Below are 18,518 nucleotides of genomic sequence, written 5' to 3'. Positions count from 1 at the left end.
TCCTCCTTATTTAAATCTGCTCTGAACGAAGCAGGGCGTCAATACCGCCGTCAACGAACAGAATGACTCCGTTGATGCCGCTTGCCAGCGGAGAAGCCAGGAACACAATTCCATTGGCGATCTCCTGGGCGTCCAGGAATTCCCTGCGCCCGTAGCGGGTCGGTATCGGGATTAATAAGGCGGCTTCCATCTGGGCGTCTGTCATACCCTGGGTCATCGGTGTCGTCGTGTTGCCGGGGGCCACAGAGTTGATTCTCAGTCCGTCTACGGCCCAGGAAGGAGAAATCCGGCGGACCCAGCGGGCGAGTGCGTGTTTGGAGGAGCTGTAGCAGGACGGTGTCTGATTCCTGGGGATATCGTCCGCCAGTTCCAGAATTCGGTCTTCATCCATGACATTGGAAAGCATATCAACCCAGTCCATACGCACTGTCATGTTGGTGATGGAGTTGGAGGAGGTGATGACACAGTTGCCGCGTTTCTTCTTAAGTAATGGTCTTAAGCCTTCCGCCAACTGAATGCTGGCAAAGAAGTTCAGGGCAAATATCATCTTGGGCGGCGCGGTCGGGCCGACGCCTGCATTACAGATCAGAACGTCGATTCCATCGGGATACTTCTCAAAGACCGCCTCGATGGCGCCCTGGCGTCCCTCCTTCGTGGACAGATCGGCCAGGTAGTCTCCGCCCTTATAATCAATGTTAAATACCTCATGGCCCTGGTCCAGTAATGTCTTTCGTACCGCTGCTCCGATTCCGGTTGTTCCGCCGGTAATTACATATGTACTCACTGTTCTTACCTCTCTTTCTCCCATCTGTTTCATGGTGATACCTAAATAATAGTAATTATTATTAACTTATGAAAATAGCATATCATGTCATGAATTGATTGTCAATTAAAATAAATATTTCACAATCTACGGTTAAAAAAAGGACAAATAGGTATTGTTGTTGCACAAAAATGGTGGTAAACTGGGACTATAAAAAATCCTGCATAAGAAAAGCGGGAAAGAAAGGAGACAGAATATGGTGAGATTTCAGTGTGGTGTGTGCGGATTTGTTTATGATGAGGAAAAAGAAGGGAAACCTTTTGAAGATCTGAAAGAATGTCCGGTGTGCAGGCAGCCGGCCTCCGTGTTTGCCCCGTTAAAGGAAGCAGAGGAGGAAGCTGCATTGACGAAGGAGGAGGCAGTATCCGCGGAATCTGTGGATATCGGTGAAAATCGGCCAAAGGGCCTGGAATACGATCCAAAGTATGCGAGACAGGACAGCACCTGCCGCTATATGAAAGAGATCCATGAGATGGCGGTGAGCGGGAAGACGATTATCGATGCCATGGGCACAAAGATGGCCATGCCAAATTGGGATGATATCCTGATTCTGGGTGCGCAGCTGAATCCGCCGCCTTTGATGGAGCACGATCCGGTGAATATCACTACGGTGATTGGCAAGCGCGCGAAAAAGCCCATGGTGCTGGACGGACCGGTCTACATATCCCATATGTCCTTCGGAGCGATGTCAAAGGAGATGAAGGTGGCGCTGGCAGAGGGAAGCGCTATAGCCAGGACTGCCATGTGCAGCGGCGAGGGCGGAATACTGCCGGAGGAGAAGGCCGCGGCTTACAAGTATATCTTCGAGTACGTACCCAATAAATACAGCGTGACGCCTGAGAATCTCCAGGAGGCGGACGCCATCGAAATCAAGATTGGCCAGGGAACGAAGCCCGGGATGGGCGGCCATCTGCCGGGAGAAAAGGTAACTCCCGAGATTGCTGCGATCCGTAATAAGCCGCTGGGCAAGGACGTGATCAGCCCTTCCAAATTTGAAGATATCCGTAGCAAAGAGGATCTTAAGGACCTGGTAACCCAGCTGCGCCTTGCGTCTGACGGACGGCCCATCGGGATCAAGATCGCGGCGGGAAGAATTGAAAAGGATTTGGAGTACTGTGTGTTCGCAGAACCTGATTTTATCACCATAGACGGCAGAGGAGGCGCTACGGGAGCCAGTCCGAAGCTGGTACGGGATTCCACCAGCGTTCCCACGGTCTTCGCCCTGTCGCGGGCGAGAAGGTATTTAGATGAGGCAGGAGCCGACATTGATCTGGTGATCACAGGCGGACTGCGGGTCTCCTCCGATTTTGCAAAGGCCATTGCCATGGGCGCGGATGCCGTGGCGGTAGCGTCTGCGGGCCTGATTGCGGCGGCATGTCAGCAGTACCGGATCTGCGGAAGCGGAAACTGTCCGGTGGGAGCGGCCACGCAGGACCCGGAACTGAGAAAAAGGTTTAATGTCTGCGCTGCGTCTGCACGTGTCGGAAACTTTTTAAAATGCAGCTTTGAGGAACTGAAAACATATGCGCGGATTACCGGTCATGAAGATATCCATGATATGACGGTGGACGATCTGTGCACGATTAACCGGGAGATTTCGGAATTTACGGATATCCGGCATGCATAAGCCGGAAGACACATGAGATACATAAGATACGGTGACACGATACGGCCGCCGGGGCAGGGAACTGAAAGGACTCTGCTCCGGCGGCCGTTGTTTACATTTCCGGGCAGATATAGTACAATGATGGGCAGATGATTACAGAACAGGAGAACACAAAACATGAAAAAGTATGATTACGTCCTGGTAGGCAGCGGACTCTATTCCGGAGTCTTCGCATATCTGGCGGGAAAAAAGGGCAAGAAGTGTCTGGTGGTGGAAAAACGGGATCATATCGGCGGCAATATTTACTGTGAGGACGTGGAAGGCATCCATGTTCATCGTTACGGCGCGCACATTTTCCATACCAGCAACCGGGAGGTCTGGAAATTTGTGAATGAACTGGCAGAGTTCAACCGCTACACCAACAGCCCGGTGGCAAATTATAAGGGTGAAATGTACAATATGCCCTTCAATATGAATACCTTCAGCAGGATGTGGGGCGTATCCACTCCGGCGGAGGCGAAAAAGAAGATTGAGGAACAGAAGGCTTCCGTAAAGGGAGAACCGAAGAATCTGGAAGAACAGGCCATCAGTCTGGTGGGCATGGATTTATACCAGAAGCTGATCAAGGGCTATACGGAGAAACAGTGGGGCCGTGACTGCAAGGACTTACCGTCCTTTATCATCAAGCGGATTCCGGTGCGTTTTACGTATGATAATAATTATTTTAATGACTTGTTTCAGGGAATTCCGGTAGGCGGCTATAACGTAATTATAGACAGGCTGTTTGAGGGATGCGACATCGAGACGGGAGTGGATTACCTGGAGAATAAGGAGCGGTATGACGGTCTGGGCGAGACGGTAGTCTATACGGGGACCATCGACGCTTACTTCGGATACCGTTACGGAAAGCTGGAGTACAGAAGCCTGCGATTTGAGAGCGAAACGGTGGACACCGATAATTATCAGGGTGTCGCTGTGGTAAACTACACAGACAGGGAGACTCCGTATACCCGGATTATCGAGCATAAGCATTTTGAATTCGGAACCCAGCCTAAATCGGTGATCACCCGGGAGTATCCGGTGACCTGGAGTGAGGGCATGGAACCGTACTATCCGGTCAACGATGAGAAAAATCAGGAGCTGTTCCAGAAATATGCGTCCCTGGCAGAGGGCGAAAAGAACGTGATCTTCGGCGGCCGGCTGGGCGAATACAAGTATTACGATATGGATAAGGTGATTGAATCGGCGATGAAAAAGGCCGGAGAGGTGCTGGGAGTATAAATGGAATCTCGGCGGAATAATATAGAACGTGATAAAAATTCAGAGTGGAGGCCGCAGGAAACTGCTGCCTCCATTTGACACATTCGGGCAGGAAGCAGTTTCGATCCGCCTCCATTTTAAAGAGTTTTGGTAAGATAATACCGTTTTCCCGTGAGTGGATATTCTTCCAGCGCAAACACTTCACGATAACCGTGTTTTTTATAAAAATCCGGCGCCTGGAAGCTGAACGTATCCAGAAAGGCGTATTTGCAGCCCCTTTTCCTGGCTTCTATTTCTGCTTCCTCCAGAATCCGGCTGCCGATATGCCGGCCTCTCAAGGATTCAGCCACCCATAAAAACTTAACCATAAGCCAGTTGCCATGGGTCTCTCCAATCAGCCCCGCCTGTTTCCTGCCCTGCTCATCTTCCAGATAGATGCCCAGTTCCTTTGGATTTCTGTCCTCGATTCTGTCCAGATTATATTCCAGCAGTCCCTGAAAGATTTCCGATCTGTCCTTTTCTTCTATCTTTTCTGTTATTTTAAAATTCATTCTAATCCCCTTTTCTGATGTATGCTCCGCCTTCTGTGAGGCGGAATGGAAGTGCGGTGTGGGAGGTACCCTTACAGTATAGGGGAAAGCCGGGCGGAGTGCAATGGTCTTTCTAAAGAATTCATGACATTTCCAGATGGCTATGGTAAACTGTATATATCAGCGGAAATGGAGGTGAGGCCATGCCTGAGAAAGGACCATTGCATGCAGCCGCGATACCAATTGAGTACTCAGCAGTAAGGGGGGAAACGATGAAAAGAAATAAAAACTGTTTCATAATTTTTTACACGGTTGTAAACATAGCTCCAGTTGTATTAACGATTCTTACAGATATGATACTCAGAGCATACAAACGGTATGCTTTTCCCGCTATGCCTGTCTATTACATGTATATTTTTACTCCAATCGTAATTTCAATTCTGTCTTTTATAAAGATAAAAATGCAAAGCGGAATGCCGGTTAAGCTTAGCAGACTTCTTAATATCATAGTCATTATATTTTTTGTTATTGCGGTAAAGCTTTTTTATCATACGCTGGGATTCATGCATTTTATCAGCACGTACGTCTTCACTTCATTTGTCTTTTATTTACATTTGTGTTCCCTGGCCTTTGATATTTTCATTCGAAAAAGTGAAGATAATAAATGAATTGATTATTTGTATTCGACGTAATGAAAGAGAGCAGTATCTTTCCTGCCGGAGGCCCAGCCCGGCAAGAAGATTCCCTGCATAAAACGGCCGGCGGCATGGAACCATTGAGTTCATATGCCGCCGGCCGTTTTATTCCTTGCAATTTACAAGGCTTCTGCACCGTCTGCCATCGTCTTAAGCGCCGTGATAAGCCTTAAGTTATCTTCTCCATTTCTGACTGCGATCCGCACATACTGTCTTCCGTTATGCAGCTTTGAGGTCAGATCCTTGATGAAAATATCGTGTTTCAACAGTTCGCAGGCAATCTCCCTGCTGGTACGGCCTTCCATGACCTCACACATCACATAGTTGGCCTGAGAAGGGATCGGCCGGAGAAATGAAACAGAGCTTAACTCCTTCATCAGCCTTCTTCGATCTGCAGCCAGTTTTTTTAAGGATTCCCGGTAGTCTTTTTTATACTTTTCGCTGTTCTGCATAAAGAATTCGCCAAAAGAGTTGATGTTCCAGATCGGCGCCTCTTTCTTTAACAATGCGATCGCGGCCTCGTCGGAACTTGCCAGAACACCGAGGCGGATTCCGGGAACTCCATAGGATTTGGAGATGCTCTTTACGACAAAAAGACCGCTGTAGGACTGCAGCACCTCCTCGTTAAGCAGGGATAAGTCCAGAGCCTGCGTGTCTCCCGGCAGCTCTGCAAAGTCAGAAAAGCTTTCATCGATAACGAGGCGTATGGAACTTGTCCTTGCCCAGTCAATCAGCTTTTTAAGGCCTTCGCAGTCGATGTAATTGCCGCTGGGATTATCAGGGTTTATGAGAACCAGCGTACCGACCGTGTGGCCAGGACTGTCGTAATACCGGATTAAATCTTCCGCCGTGTAGGAGAAATCTTCATTATCCGGTGTAAAGACAACCGATAAAGCGCTGTCATAGCGATTGGGATATTCTTCAAAGGTCGGGCGGATAAAGCCTACAGGACCTTCCGTGTGTTCCATGAGTACCTTAATCAGTTCCGCGGCACCATTGCCGATCACGATGTGCTCCGGCCGTACGCCGAAGTTTCTGGAGGCCAGCAGGCTGTTGATCCGCATGCCGGAGGGATATTCCGAGATCAGGATCTCAAAATTGGATTTCATCTCGTCGAGCATCTTCTGAGGCGGAAAATAGGGATTGACGAGATAGCAGAAGTCCAGCAGCTTCGGATAACGCCAGTGGCCGCCGTAGCGGGAGGCAATGGCGTCATACCGCTCCTGGATGGTGCCGGCAAAAAGGCTTTCCGCAATATCCAGATCCTGAATGTCGTCGATCTCATACCAGACCTCGCCGCTCAGCCTTTTAGCCTTGATCTCCTTTGTCTCCAGAAGAGCGATGAGTTTGATGACGGATTCGTAGTATTCGTTGTTGCCCATGGCTTTCGCATACGCTTCCAGGAAGGGAACGTAGGTGTTGGCGGAAAAATGCTGACTGAATTTATAGATATTGACGGTCTTATAGTAACCGCCCTTGTCTTCGAACTTTAAGTATTTGCCCGGGATAAAATCCTTGATGGAATCGTCGTTATCCAGCACCATACAGGTTCCGTCCATCCAGCTGGCGAACTTGTCCACCAGAGCCAGGGTCTCTCTGGAGTCTTCCATCAGAATATCTACCAGGGCTTCCTCAAAAATGATATCGGATTCAAAGAGCAGCGTATCCTCGGATACGAGATACTGTTTGGCCAGAGCCAGGGAGTAGATATTGTTCGTTTTGTCATAGACCTCATTATTGATAAAGCAGACGGGAGTCTGTATGGCCAGCGTACCGATATAGTCCATGAGCTTCCGGCCTTCATAGCCTGCCACAATGACAATTCTGGAAAGCTGTTTTTTATCGAGAATGCGCAGCGCGCGTTCAATTAAAGTGGTTCCATTCACCTTTACCATACATTTTGTATTTTCCGCGGTATATTCCTTCAGTCTCTTTCCCATACCTGCGGCCAGGATGATTGCCTGCATCGCGTTCCTCCAATCTGCGCCCGTCGCGGGCACTTCAAAATTCAGCTTCATTTTATCACAGGCAAGAGATGATTACAATGCGGAAACGCTGGGAGTGGGCTGAACTGTTACATGAATGCATCTTAAGATATTAAGAATTCTTACGATTTTCTTATAAAATTACGATTTTTCCGGATGCTTTACTTTTAAAAATCGCTATAGTATAATGATACTATCTGCTTTTTAGAGTATGGAAAGCCCGTTTCTTTCGGGAAAAAACGGATGTATCAGGAGGATAAGGATATGTTACAGGCATTGAAAAAGGTAGCAGGTGCCGTAGCGCTTGCCGCTTTCATGGTGTTAGGATGCATGACGGCATTTGCCGACGATGAGGTACAAAATCCACCGTCTCCACATGTTGTATATCAGGTATTTACCGATGGTCAGTGGAAGAGTGAAGCCATGGACAAGCAGTCGGCATCAGATTCAGCATCGCCGGTGGAGGGCCTTAAGGTATGGCTCACCGGTGTGGACGGGAGTATTTCCTACCGCGTATACTTACACGACGGCGGCTGGCAGGGCTGGGTTTCTGACGGCGCTGTGGCAGGCGGAGAGAATACCGGGAATCAGATTGAAGCGATTCAGATGAAGCTTTCAGGATACGCAGGACAGGTATTGGATGTCTGGTACCGGGCTACTGTTTCAGGCAAAGAAAAACTTGGCCTGGCCATGACAGGAAGTCCGGCCGGAACCGTAGGAGAGGGAAAACCCTTGACGAGCCTGGAGGCGTACCTGACAGAAGTGAATCATAACGAGAGCGACGGGACACCGTCTGTCAGAACGAATCTTCCATTTGGATTCTATGATGACAACGGCGTAACACGCTACACGGATGTTCCGGGCGGTATTTATACCGGTTGGATTGATCATGACGGAGCACGTTACTATGTCCGGGACAACTCCTTCTTAACGGGCTGGCAGTATATAGACGGACTGAAGTTTTACTTTGATGAACAGGGAAAACTGGTTCAGGATCTGGATCCGATTATTGGAATTCAGAGCTCTTACGTGATTAAGATCAACAAGCAGTTAAATACACTGGTTCCATACGCCAAGGATGGCGATAACGGATACATAATTCCGGTTAAAACGATGTTATGCTCCGTGGGAGACGATACTCCGCTGGGGACCTTCCACACACCGGAAAAATACCGCTGGCGTCTTATGGTGAATGATACTTATACACAGTATGCGACCAGAATTACCGCTGGACAGGGATTCCTGATCCATTCGGTCTGCTATGACAAACCTGATATTTACACGATGCAGTCCGTCGGATATAACGGACTGGGCGTGGTACGCTCTCTTGGCTGTATCCGTCTGACCGCGGAGAATGCCAAGTGGGTATATGACAACTGCGCGATCGGCACTACGATCGAGATTTTCGAGGACCCGGTAAATGTAGGACCCTACTATAAACCAACCATTACTCCGATTCCGGTTGAACAGACATGGGACCCGACCGATCCGCTGGTAAGCGATGAGGTAAAGAATCAGGCCGCAGCGCAGCAGCAGGAAGAAGCTGCACGCCGTCAGGCGGAAGAGCAGGCAGCGGCACAGGCCGCAGCCGAGCAGAAGGCAGCAGAAGAAGCCGCAGTGAAGGAAAGACAGGAAGTCGGACCGGGCTTTGGACTGTAAAAGATGAAAGAAGTGCAGCATCAGAATCTGTTTAAGGCAGATTCTGATGCTGCTTTTTCGTTACTCCATCATGGCCAGCCGTATAAATTCGTCCATTTCCCGCGTCTTCCATTTATCCTTGTGGTAGAAGATCTGGCGGTACATGGAGGCGTGAAAATCGGTGACATCGAGGACACAGGTCTGCCCCTTTGCGGCGCTTTCCATAACGGCGAAGCGTGGAAGGAAGGAGAGACCCTTGTTCTCCTCGATCATTTTAATGATAAATTCGGTATTGCTGATCTCCAGAAATGGGGTCAGCAGTATATTCTTCGTTGCCAGATAGCGGTCAAATGCGCGCCTGTAATTGGCATTCTTCTCCGTCAGGAAGAAGGGCTCATGAAGCAGCTCCTCCAGTTTAATCCCTTTCTTTCCGGCTAAAGGAAAGGAGGGCGAGGAGAGGAAGACCACCTCTTCCTTCTGTTCCATGGCCTTATACCAGTTGCTGTCATAGCGGGGCTCGTCCAGAATATAGATAAGATCCAGCTGGTTGTGTTCCATCATTTCGATCAATTCTTCCGGCGGCGCGGTGGTGATCCGTATCGCTACCTTCGGGTGATGTTCCCTGAAACAGCGCAGGATAGAGGGGAATTTCGAAAAACAGAGGGACTCTATGGTGCCGATATGGAGGGGATTTTTGAGTTCCGTTTCATCGCTGACGGACAGCTTCGCCCGATTGACCTCATAGAGGATATCGTAAGCGCTGGTCAAAAACTGCCTTCCCTGTGGTGTGAGTGTGACCTTTCTTCCGATCCGGTCGAAGAGTCTGGTGCCCAGCTCCTCCTCCAGCAGCCGGATCTGCACCGTGACAGCGGACTGAGAATACCCCAGGCTCTCGGCTGCCTTTGAAAAGCTCTGAAGCTGTGCCGCCCGGATAAATGTGCTCAACTGACGCAGTTCCATTTGATTTATGCCCCTTTCCAAGGATGATTCCGGAATATAATCTATTAAAAATATTCAATAAGTACATAAAATATATGAATTGGATTCATACATAATGCCATGATATAATGAGACCATAAAGATGTCAACCGTGAAATGAAAAAACAGGAAACGGTGCAGGGAGGTTATCATGTCGTTTATCAGTGTTTTTGATGTATTGGGGCCTAATATGATCGGCCCATCCAGTTCCCACACGGCGGGAACCGCTGTCATTGCCTATCTCGCCCAGAAGATGATCAATGGGCCGCTTAAGAAGGTAGAATTTACCCTTTACGGGTCATTTGCCAAAACCTACAAAGGCCACGGTACGGACCGGGCTCTCTTAGGCGGAATTATGGGATTTTCCACGGATGATACCAGGATCCGGGAATCATTCCGTATTGCTGACGAGCGGGGCCTTGAGTTTCATTTCATTGTAAATGATACGGAAACCGATATTTACCCAAACACCGTGGATATTCGCATGGAGAATGAGGCTGGCCAGGTTATGACTGTGCGCGGGGAGTCTCTGGGGGGCGGAAAGGTGCGGATCGTGCGCATCAACCAGGTGAAGGTGGATTTCTCCGGCGAGTACAGCGCCGTCATCGTCGTCCATCAGGACAAGCCGGGTGTCGCCGCCCATATCACAAAAGTATTGAGCGACTGCAGCGTCAATATTGCCTTTATGAGAATATTCCGCGAGGCGAAGGGACATACGGCTTACACCATTGTGGAGTCTGACAGCCGCCTGCCCGAAAATATAACTGAAACCTTAAGAGAAAACAGCCACGTTCATGATGTGATGATCGTACAGTCATAGGAATGGCGCCGCCGTGTATCTGAAGCAGGCGGCACAGGTGAGGAGAAGAGAAATGATGGATTTTAAAAATGCCAGAGAGCTTCTGGATTTATGCAGTGAAAATCATTGTCCGATATCAACGATTATGCGGGAGAGAGAATGTGACCAGGGAGAGACGACATCCAAGGAGGCGGACGGCCGTATGAGGCGTGTCCTGGAGATCATGCGCTCATCCGCCACAGAGCCGATTGAAAAGCCAGGGAAATCCATGGGCGGCCTGATCGGCGGAGAGGCCCGGAAGCTGGCCGTACGCCGGGAACATGGACAAGCCGTATGCGGCACAGTCATGAGCCGGGCGATCACCCACGCCATGGCTGTCCTGGAGGTGAACTCCTCCATGGGACTGATCGTAGCGGCTCCCACAGCCGGTTCTTCCGGCATCGTCCCGGGACTGCTGCTGGCCCTTCAGGAAGAGTACGGCCTTACTGACGAACGGCTTATTGACGCCCTTTACAACGCCGGAGCCGTCGGCTACCTGGCCATGCGCAACGCCACGGTGGCGGGAGCCGTAGGGGGCTGTCAGGCCGAGGTCGGAATCGCCTCCGCCATGGCCGCGTCAGCCGCTGTAGAGCTGATGGAAGGAACCCCGGAACAGTGCCTGTACGCCGCCTCCACGGTTCTCATGAACATGCTTGGCCTCGTCTGCGACCCCGTAGGCGGCCTTGTAGAATATCCCTGTCAGAACCGCAATGCATCCGGCGTGGCTAATGCCCTGATCGCCGCAGAGATTTCCTTGAGCGGAATCAGGCAGCTGATCCCCTTCGATGAGATGCTGGCTACCATGTACTCTGTGGGCAAAAAGCTTCCCTCTGAACTTCGCGAAACCGCTTTGGGAGGCTGCGCCTCGACTCCATCGGCCTGTCAGTTGTGCCATTTATCCAGTTAATTGAGAGGCTTTACTTTTCCGCCCCAATATTGTAGAATAAAACGGAACATTGTTAGAAATTGGAGGCAGACGGATGGCAGGTTTTTATGAACCGGAGATCCTTTCCCGTGTACAGCAGATGGAATTGGAGATACTGAAGGATGTCATGGATATCTGTGACAGCCACGGGCTTCTCTGCTTCGGCATGGCGGGAACGGCGATCGGAGCGATTCGGCATAAGGGATTTATTCCGTGGGATGACGACATTGACGTTGCCATGCCAAGGAAGGATTTTGAGTGCCTTTTAAAGCTGGTGGAAGAAGAACTCGGCGATAAGTATTACGTCCTGAACTGGCGGACCAGTGAGAATTATCCGTTGATGACGACGAGGATCTGCCGCCGCGGCACCAGATTCGTGGATTCTCCCATGAGGGATGTGGACAGCCCTCTCGGAGTATTTTTAGATATGTATGTATATGACGATATACCGGATTCCGGGTTTCTCATGAAGCTTCAGGCATGGGAGGCCTGGTTTTTCAGTAAACTTTTAATTCTGCGGTCGATTCCCCGGCCGTATCTGGCCCAGACCGGCTGGAAGGCCAGGGTGATCACCGCCGTCTGTATTGCGGTGCATAACGTGCTGAAGGGGCTTCGCATCTCAAAGCGGGGACTGGCGGCCCGCTGTGAGAAGATCTGCCGCCGCTACGAGGGGAAAGATACAAAGCGCATGGCCTTTTATCCGGATACGAACCCGTTCTGGAATGTAGTGGAAAAGGCGGCGTTTTCGCCGGGCATGAAGCTTGATTTTGAGGGCTTCAAGCTGGTATTTCCAAGAACAGAGCATGACATTCTCACCTATATGTATGGGGACTATATGCAGATGCCTCCAGTGGAGAAGAGGAAGACCCATTATCCCTACATTCTTGATCTGGGCGACGGAACAGTACTGTCGGGAGAAACGGTCACAGACAGAGGAATGAAGAAGACATGAAATGGCTCAGACAAAGGATGTTCGGCAGTCTCCGTACAGGAACTGCCGAGGTAGAACGGCAGAATATTGCCTGGAACATGATCGGGAGCCTGATTTATGCCGGCTCCAGCATGATTCTGACTGCTCTGGTCAATCATTTAATCGGCCCGGAGCAGGGCGGTATCTTCGGATTTGCGTTCAGCGCATTCGGTCAGCAGATGTTTCTGGTGGCCTATTTTGGTATGCGTCCGTTTCAGAGCACCGATGTAAATCAGACCTACACCTTTGGAGAGTACCGGCGTGTCAGGCTTTATACGTGTGTGGCGGCCGTTATATTCGGCATAATCTATATTTTCGTTAATTCGTTTATCGTACCGGATGGATATTCACGCCAGAAGACGGTGGTGGTTTTTCTGATGGTAATTTATAAGGTTCTGGATGGCTTTGCCGATGTCTATGAATCGGAATTCCAGCGGGAAGGACGTCTCTATCTGACCGGGAAAGCCATGGCATACCGGACGATTCTGTCGGTAATCCTGTTTCTGGGCGCGCTTTATGCGACACAGGATCTGGTATTTTCCTGTGTAATCGCAGTACTGGCCCAGGCGGCCGGGATTCTGTTATTCGACTGGAACACCATGAAGCTGGTGCCTGGCGTGAACCTTTCGCGGGCGGCAGGAAAATCCCTGGCTCTGATCCGGGAATCCTTTCTTCTGTTTCTGTCGGTCTTCCTCGACGGTCTGATCTTTGCTATGGCGAAATATGCGGTGGATGCACAGATGACCTCGATGGACACCGCCATTTTCGTGGCTGTCTTTATGCCGACCTCTGTCATCAATCTGGCGGCCAACTTCGTAATCCGGCCGTTTCTGACGAAGATGTCTTATCAGTGGGAGGAAAAGAAGTTCGACGAATTTACCCGGGATTTAAAGAGACTGGTGGCCATTATACTGGTCCTGACAGTCATCGCACTGGCCGGCGCCTGGGCGATCGGTGTGCCGGTGCTGGGAGCGATCTCCAATGTGGAACTGGCGCCATATAAGTCCGGACTTCTGTATATTATTCTGGGAGGCGGGTTCTTTGCGGTTATGAATCTGTTTTATTATGTGCTAGTTATTATGAAATGCCAGCGCAGGATCTTCTTTGGATACGTTCCTGTGTGCCTCCTGTCCGTGGTTCTGTCGTTTCTTCTGGTTAAGATCGGTGGAATCAACGGAGGGGCATTTTCTTATATGCTGGAAATGCTGGTGCTCATGATGTGCTTCATGGGTCAGGCATTCTATGTATTTCACAGAGCGAAGAAAAGACAGGGAGGGGGTTGACCATGGACAAGGTGCTGGTGATCATACCTGCATATAACGAGGCGCTCAATATTGAGCGTGTCGTGACGGGGCTTCAGGAGGAATATCCCATCTTCGATTACGTGATTGTCAATGACGGCTCTGCGGATGAGACTGCGGCTGTCTGCCGGCGCTGCGGATTTCATCTGATCGATCTGCCTGTAAATCTGGGGCTGGCCGGGGCATTTCAGACAGGACTCAAGTATGCGTACCGTAAAGGATACCGCTACGCGATCCAGTTTGACGGCGACGGACAGCACAGGCCGGAATATATTGAGGCAATGCGGGAAAAAATGGATGAGGGATACGATATTGTGATCGGGTCCCGTTTCGTCACGGAGAAGAAGCCGAATTCCATGCGTATGCTGGGAAGCAGGCTGCTGTCGGCGGCGATCCGGCTGACAACTGGAGCTTCAGTCACGGACCCGACCTCCGGAATGCGCATGTTTAATGAACGCATGATCCGTGAGTTTGCAGAAGGCTTAAACTATGGCCCGGAGCCGGATACGATTTCCTATCTGCTGAAGCAGGGCGCGCGGGTGGCGGAGATTCAGGTGACGATGGATGAGAGAATCCTCGGAGAGAGTTACTTAAAGCCTGTGAGCGCCGCTCGTTACATGGGGAAAATGATGTTTTCCATCCTGCTGGTGCAGAATTTCAGGAAACGCGACTGAGTTTCCGAGAGTACTCAATAAGAGAAGGGAGAATGTACGATGACCGTTATACTTCGGTGGGTACTGATAATAGTTTCCATACTGCTGACATTTTTTGTGCTGAGAAAGATCCGTCAGTCCAAGGTAAAGATTGAGGACTCCATATTCTGGGTGATGTTCGCTCTGATGATGGTTGTGTTCAGCATATTCCCGGGATTAGCCGACATTCTGTCTGATTTCGTCGGAACGTATTCCACCTCTAATTTCATCTTCATGTTTGTGATCTTTATTCTGCTTGTGAAGGTGTTCTTTTTGTCTCTCAAGATCTCACAGCTGGAAAGCAGGGTGACGGAGCTGATCCAGCAGATGGCGCTCGACAGAAAAGAAGATGCAGACAGAAAGGAAGATGGAGACAGAAAGGGCGTGGAAACCTATCCGGATAAGAAGGGAGAAACGCGCGATGAACGCAGATACTGTTAAAGTCGGAAAGAAGAGAAATCTTCAAACTGCAAAAAAGATTGCGGGACAGAGCGGTCTGTGGATGGCGGCGGCCGCAATCCTTTTTCTTCTCATCGTCTTCGTAAAGCCGTATCACAATGTGATTGACGCCATTCCTTCTCCGGAATACGAGTCTGTGCGTCTTTTTTATATCTGGGTTTTGCGGCTGGGGATCGTGTTTCTGGCAGTTCTTGCCGGAATACTCTGGATATACGGGAAGAAACCTGGCTGGTTGCTTCCAGCTACGGTCATCTGCCTGGGACTCTTTTACATGATGATTTTGCCGCCGTTTTCGGCTCCGGACGAACCGCGCCATTTTGTCAGCGCATACCGGCTGTCAAACCAGATTATGGGGAAACAGGCAGTGGCGGACGAGGTATTTCTTTCATCGGCGTCGGATAAGGAAAAGGAATACATTGCCCGGGGCGGCAACGTTCTGGTGCGGGAGCAGGACGGACGGGAGGAACCGTATTCCAGCGTGGGGCGGGATTCCTATGCGCTGATGCTTAGGGAACTGTTTACGAAGGATGCAGGCAGCGGCACGACGGTTCGTTTCGAGGCGCCGGTGAATACGACGCCGGTGGTCTATTTACCGCAGGCGCTGGGCATTTCCTTTGCAAGAGTACTGCATCTGGGATATATTCCGCTCATCTATATGGGGCGTCTGTTCAACCTGCTGGCATTTGCCGGCATGGCATGGCTGGCTGTCCGCATTATGCCATTTAAGAAAGAAATGTTCATGGCCGTGAGTCTTCTCCCCATGACCCTCCATCTGGCTGCCTCCTTATCGTACGATACGTCGCTTATCGGCCTGTCTCTCCTGTTTTTCGCATGGTGCTTTTATCTGGCCTACGAGAAGAAACAGATCGGAATCCGTGATACGGTGATCCTTGGACTTCTTCTTGTCCTTTTAGAACCATGTAAAATTGTATATCTGCCGCTGGCGGGGATCTGCCTTTTGATTCCGGCATCGAAATTTGGTGAGAAGAGACGGTACTGGATCTCGGTAGCCGCAGTCATTGGAGTGATGGCGCTGGCTATCTTCTTAATCAACAATGTGGTACTGTCCGCCTGGATTCAGGATACGGAAAATATAATCAGCTGGGAAGGCGGATCGGCCGGATATACGATCCAGGATATCTTAAAGGAGCCGTACCAGGCGTTCCTGATTTATTATGAGACACTGGTGACACAGTTTGACTACTATCAGGCCACCATGCTGGGCGGGTATCTGGGAAATCTGGATCCCAATCTGACGGTTCCGTATTTCTGTCTGTATCTGTTGTGGGGAATATTGATTGTAAGCTCTGTCAGGAGGACTGGGGAATATACTCCGTTTAAGTCTGGTCAGAAGGTGTGGATCGCGGTTCTTACATTACTGAGCTTCTGTCTGGTGCTGACCTCCATGCTTCTGGGCTGGACGCCAAAGGGCTTCACCTATATCGCGGGAATCCAGGGGCGGTATTTCCTGCCGATTCTTCCGCTGATTCTGCTGATGATTTATGGAGACAATCTGACTATTAAGAGGGATTATTCGAAGGGGATTTATTATCTGGAGTGTTTTGTCAGCATCTATGCGCTTGTGAGAATCTGCACTGTGACGTGTATCAGATGATGGTAGACTGTAGACAGATGATGGATAGCAAACAGATGGTAGATAGCAAACAGATGATAGATAGCAGACAGATGATAGATAGCAGAAATAAATAACAGAAAGGCTGGACTATGGCAGTAGAAACGATTGAAAAAAAACGAACGGTGGATGTCATTATTCCGGTATATAAACCGGATGCGGTATTTGAAACGCTTTTAGAGCGGCTGGGAAAGCAAAACTATCCGATCCGGCGTATTATTATTATGAATACAGAACAGTCTTTCTGGAAAGAAGATATTTATGAGACTGTCCCAAATCTGGAAGTACACCACGTGACAAAAAATGAGTTTGATCATGGCGGAACGAGAAACCAGGGAGCTTCATATTCGGAAGCCGATATCATGGTATTTATGACGGACGATGCGATCCCCGCGGACAGGGAGTTAATCGGAGCGTTGGTAAAGGGGCTGAGTCAGAAAGGGCCGTCAGGGGAATACGTGGCGGCGGCCTATGCGAGACAGCTGCCAAACCGTGACTGCGCTCCGGCGGAAAAATATACCAGATCCTTTAACTATCCGGCGGAAAGCTATGTGAAGACGAAAGGCGATTTAGAGGAACTGGGAATTAAGACATTCTTTGCTTCCAATGTCTGCTGTGCCTATGACAGAAAGCTTTTTCTTGAGGCAGGCGGATTCACGAACCAGACGATCTTTAATGAGGATATGATTTACGCAGGAAATGCAGTTCTCTATTGGGGGCAGGCGATTGCCTATGTTGCAGAGGCCAGGGTGATTCATTCTCATAATTATGGGTGCAGCGCTCAGCTAAAGCGCAATTTTGATCTTGCAGTTTCCCAGACAGACCACCCGGAAGTATTTGACGGGATCCGCTCAGAGAGCGAGGGAATCCGTTTGGTGAAGAAGACGTGTAAATGGCTCGTAGAACAGAAAAAGCCATGGCTGATCCCCGGAGTGATTGTAAAAAGCGGATTTAAGTATCTGGGATATCTGATGGGGAAACGGTATAGGAAGCTTCCGAGGTGGGTGATTATGAAAATAACGATGAATCGGGAATATTGGGGGAAAGTATCGGGATAATAAGGAAGTAAATAAAAATAGAGTATATAATACCGCTTTTTATTGTAAAACATTGCTATATATGTTAATATAAAGTTGGGTGCTGCCAAAACGGTAAGCGGTTCACCTTTCGCCGAAATGAGTACATTTTGAGAACTTCCCGTATTTTCGGAGGTGATACATATGTGGAAAATAAGAACGAAAGGGACAGATGATGCCAGTACTCCATCCAGCCAGTAATCATAGTTCCAGCACTGCCTATTTTGCCATCTGCCGCGTTGTCGTCGGTCAGCGGAGGAACCACTCCGCTTCCCTCCTCCGCCTTGCAGACTGACAAAATATTCAGCACTGGAATTATGATTACTGACTGGATGGAGCACTGGGTATTGTTGTCGGAATTGTCGGTATCATCGTGACTGTGATCAGTATTGTAGTAACAGTCGTGAGTATCAGACATGATGACAAAAAAGACAGAATAAATTGACATCAAAAAAGCAACCGCTCGACTTCCCAAAGTAGTAGTTGCTTTTTTTGATAGTAACTATTAACCAAGGTGAACCGTTTGCTATGGCAGCACCTTTTTGTAATTACATTGTAGCAGAGTAGAATGATTGTGTCAAGGATTCTAAAATATAAAGTGGAAAAAATAAGAACGAAAGGACAGATGATGTTAGGTATTGTTGTTGGGATTGTCGGTATCATCGTGACTGTGGTCAGTATTGTAGTAACAGTCGTGATTATCAGACATACTGACAAAGAAGACAAGAAAGACTACTATCAAAAAGCAACCGCCCCTTCACCAAAGTCGTGGTTGCTTTTTGATAGTAACTGTTAACCAAGGTGAGCCGTTTGCTATGACAGTACCTTTATGTGTTTACATTGTAGCAGAGTAAATATCATCTGTCAAGATGGGAAGATACACGAAGTGTTCTGTTATGGGAAGCCTGCTACGGCATCGGATCTATTTAAATAGCTTGATGAGAATGTAATGATTGCCAGCATAATTCACCTGTTTAAGTAAGAACTAAACATGCCGTGCTGTCAATCCATTCTTAATCTGGATATACCTTTCAGGGCGAAAATATTGTTGGAAGAGACATTTATATTCGTAGGGGTAAGATGAAATAGAGACTTTAAAGCTCTGATAT

Annotated in this window: 17 protein-coding genes; 13 read left to right on the top strand and 4 right to left on the bottom strand. The window is 49.2% G+C overall.

Annotation, left to right across the window (positions count from 1 at the left end; translation table 11 throughout):
• Positions 1-10: 10 nt before the first annotated feature.
• Positions 11-784 carry an SDR family oxidoreductase gene (locus M1L66_RS29435; protein WP_038259001.1) on the bottom strand — a complete coding sequence of 258 codons (774 nt, stop codon included), beginning with the start codon at positions 782-784 and terminating at the stop codon, positions 11-13.
• Between the two features lie 235 nt (positions 785-1,019).
• On the opposite strand from M1L66_RS29435, the gene M1L66_RS29430 reads away from it, so the two are divergent.
• Both M1L66_RS29430 and glf read left to right on the top strand, forming a co-directional pair.
• Entirely contained in the window at positions 1,020-2,450 is a 1,431-nt protein-coding gene (locus M1L66_RS29430) for a glutamate synthase-related protein (RefSeq protein WP_434689165.1), read from the top strand.
• Between the two features lie 156 nt (positions 2,451-2,606).
• Positions 2,607-3,710: a UDP-galactopyranose mutase gene (gene glf / locus M1L66_RS29425; protein WP_434689164.1), complete on the top strand. Its 1,104-nt coding sequence runs from the start codon at positions 2,607-2,609 to the stop codon at positions 3,708-3,710.
• A 116-nt stretch (positions 3,711-3,826) separates the two neighbouring features.
• Here glf and M1L66_RS29420 read toward each other — a convergent pair whose 3' ends face one another.
• On the bottom strand, positions 3,827-4,240 hold the full coding sequence (locus tag M1L66_RS29420; protein ID WP_434689162.1) for a GNAT family N-acetyltransferase: 414 nt from the start codon (positions 4,238-4,240) through the stop codon (positions 3,827-3,829).
• A 182-nt stretch (positions 4,241-4,422) separates the two neighbouring features.
• Here M1L66_RS29420 and M1L66_RS29415 point away from each other — a divergent pair, with 182 nt between their 5' ends.
• Positions 4,423-4,887, top strand: coding sequence for a hypothetical protein (locus M1L66_RS29415; protein ID WP_187020196.1), 465 nt, complete (start codon positions 4,423-4,425; stop codon positions 4,885-4,887).
• Positions 4,888-5,033: 146 nt separating this feature from the next.
• On the opposite strand, the gene M1L66_RS29410 is transcribed toward M1L66_RS29415, so the two are convergent.
• Positions 5,034-6,881 carry an aminotransferase class I/II-fold pyridoxal phosphate-dependent enzyme gene (locus tag M1L66_RS29410; RefSeq protein WP_434689160.1) on the bottom strand — a complete coding sequence of 616 codons (1,848 nt, stop codon included), beginning with the start codon at positions 6,879-6,881 and terminating at the stop codon, positions 5,034-5,036.
• A 282-nt stretch (positions 6,882-7,163) separates the two neighbouring features.
• Here M1L66_RS29410 and M1L66_RS29405 point away from each other — a divergent pair, with 282 nt between their 5' ends.
• On the top strand, positions 7,164-8,558 hold the full coding sequence (locus tag M1L66_RS29405) for a L,D-transpeptidase family protein (protein WP_187020193.1): 1,395 nt from the start codon (positions 7,164-7,166) through the stop codon (positions 8,556-8,558).
• A gap of 60 nt (positions 8,559-8,618) precedes the next feature.
• Here M1L66_RS29405 and M1L66_RS29400 read toward each other — a convergent pair whose 3' ends face one another.
• On the bottom strand, positions 8,619-9,497 hold the full coding sequence (locus M1L66_RS29400; RefSeq protein WP_187020191.1) for a LysR family transcriptional regulator: 879 nt from the start codon (positions 9,495-9,497) through the stop codon (positions 8,619-8,621).
• 169 nt (positions 9,498-9,666) lie between these two features.
• Here M1L66_RS29400 and sdaAB point away from each other — a divergent pair, with 169 nt between their 5' ends.
• The 9 genes from sdaAB to M1L66_RS29355 all read left to right on the top strand — a co-directional run bounded on the left by sdaAB (position 9,667) and on the right by M1L66_RS29355 (position 18,205).
• Positions 9,667-10,335 (top strand): L-serine ammonia-lyase, iron-sulfur-dependent subunit beta, encoded by a 669-nt coding sequence (gene sdaAB / locus M1L66_RS29395; protein ID WP_434689158.1) that lies wholly within the window; start codon positions 9,667-9,669, stop codon positions 10,333-10,335.
• A gap of 55 nt (positions 10,336-10,390) precedes the next feature.
• Positions 10,391-11,260, top strand: a complete 870-nt coding sequence (sdaAA, locus tag M1L66_RS29390) for an L-serine ammonia-lyase, iron-sulfur-dependent, subunit alpha (protein ID WP_434694347.1) — start codon at positions 10,391-10,393, stop codon at positions 11,258-11,260.
• A 73-nt stretch (positions 11,261-11,333) separates the two neighbouring features.
• Positions 11,334-12,230, top strand: coding sequence for a LicD family protein (locus M1L66_RS29385; protein ID WP_434689156.1), 897 nt, complete (start codon positions 11,334-11,336; stop codon positions 12,228-12,230).
• Complete coding sequence (locus M1L66_RS29380; protein ID WP_434689154.1) at positions 12,227-13,531, top strand: lipopolysaccharide biosynthesis protein; 1,305 nt, start codon at positions 12,227-12,229, stop codon at positions 13,529-13,531. Before M1L66_RS29385 ends, M1L66_RS29380 begins: the two co-directional genes overlap by 4 nt.
• 2 nt (positions 13,532-13,533) lie before the next feature.
• A complete protein-coding gene (locus M1L66_RS29375; RefSeq protein ID WP_110321880.1) occupies positions 13,534-14,223 on the top strand; it encodes a glycosyltransferase family 2 protein in 690 nt (229 codons plus the stop codon).
• 39 nt (positions 14,224-14,262) lie between these two features.
• Positions 14,263-14,682, top strand: a complete 420-nt coding sequence (locus M1L66_RS29370) for a DUF2304 domain-containing protein (RefSeq protein ID WP_434689152.1) — start codon at positions 14,263-14,265, stop codon at positions 14,680-14,682.
• On the top strand, positions 14,663-16,315 hold the full coding sequence (locus M1L66_RS29365) for a DUF2142 domain-containing protein (protein ID WP_187020183.1): 1,653 nt from the start codon (positions 14,663-14,665) through the stop codon (positions 16,313-16,315). Before M1L66_RS29370 ends, M1L66_RS29365 begins: the two co-directional genes overlap by 20 nt.
• Before the next feature lie 110 nt (positions 16,316-16,425).
• Positions 16,426-17,391, top strand: a complete 966-nt coding sequence (locus tag M1L66_RS29360) for a glycosyltransferase family 2 protein (RefSeq protein WP_187020181.1) — start codon at positions 16,426-16,428, stop codon at positions 17,389-17,391.
• Between the two features lie 586 nt (positions 17,392-17,977).
• Positions 17,978-18,205, top strand: a complete 228-nt coding sequence (locus M1L66_RS29355) for a hypothetical protein (RefSeq protein ID WP_434689149.1) — start codon at positions 17,978-17,980, stop codon at positions 18,203-18,205.
• The last annotated feature ends 313 nt before the right edge of the window (positions 18,206-18,518 follow it).

The organism is Hungatella sp. SB206, from assembly GCF_051132295.1.
In the GTDB taxonomy this organism is placed as follows: domain Bacteria; phylum Bacillota; class Clostridia; order Lachnospirales; family Lachnospiraceae; genus Hungatella; species Hungatella effluvii.
The sequence above is the reverse complement of the archived record's forward strand: the minus strand, read 5'-3'. Positions and strand labels throughout refer to the sequence as shown.

Bases quoted from the DNA above. Each gene is read 5' to 3' on its own strand.
- M1L66_RS29430 (WP_434689165.1), top strand. From the start codon at position 1,020: ATGGTGAGATTTCAGTGTGGTGTGTGCGGATTTGTTTATGATGAGGAA.
- glf (WP_434689164.1), top strand. From the start codon at position 2,607: ATGAAAAAGTATGATTACGTCCTGGTAGGCAGCGGACTCTATTCCGGA.
- M1L66_RS29420 (WP_434689162.1), bottom strand. From the start codon at position 4,240: ATGAATTTTAAAATAACAGAAAAGATAGAAGAAAAGGACAGATCGGAA.
- M1L66_RS29415 (WP_187020196.1), top strand. From the start codon at position 4,423: ATGCCTGAGAAAGGACCATTGCATGCAGCCGCGATACCAATTGAGTAC.
- M1L66_RS29410 (WP_434689160.1), bottom strand. From the start codon at position 6,881: ATGCAGGCAATCATCCTGGCCGCAGGTATGGGAAAGAGACTGAAGGAA.
- M1L66_RS29405 (WP_187020193.1), top strand. From the start codon at position 7,164: ATGTTACAGGCATTGAAAAAGGTAGCAGGTGCCGTAGCGCTTGCCGCT.
- M1L66_RS29400 (WP_187020191.1), bottom strand. From the start codon at position 9,497: ATGGAACTGCGTCAGTTGAGCACATTTATCCGGGCGGCACAGCTTCAG.
- sdaAB (WP_434689158.1), top strand. From the start codon at position 9,667: ATGTCGTTTATCAGTGTTTTTGATGTATTGGGGCCTAATATGATCGGC.
- sdaAA (WP_434694347.1), top strand. From the start codon at position 10,391: ATGGATTTTAAAAATGCCAGAGAGCTTCTGGATTTATGCAGTGAAAAT.
- M1L66_RS29385 (WP_434689156.1), top strand. From the start codon at position 11,334: ATGGCAGGTTTTTATGAACCGGAGATCCTTTCCCGTGTACAGCAGATG.
- M1L66_RS29380 (WP_434689154.1), top strand. From the start codon at position 12,227: ATGAAATGGCTCAGACAAAGGATGTTCGGCAGTCTCCGTACAGGAACT.
- M1L66_RS29375 (WP_110321880.1), top strand. From the start codon at position 13,534: ATGGACAAGGTGCTGGTGATCATACCTGCATATAACGAGGCGCTCAAT.
- M1L66_RS29370 (WP_434689152.1), top strand. From the start codon at position 14,263: ATGACCGTTATACTTCGGTGGGTACTGATAATAGTTTCCATACTGCTG.
- M1L66_RS29365 (WP_187020183.1), top strand. From the start codon at position 14,663: ATGAACGCAGATACTGTTAAAGTCGGAAAGAAGAGAAATCTTCAAACT.
- M1L66_RS29360 (WP_187020181.1), top strand. From the start codon at position 16,426: ATGGCAGTAGAAACGATTGAAAAAAAACGAACGGTGGATGTCATTATT.
- M1L66_RS29355 (WP_434689149.1), top strand. From the start codon at position 17,978: ATGATTGTGTCAAGGATTCTAAAATATAAAGTGGAAAAAATAAGAACG.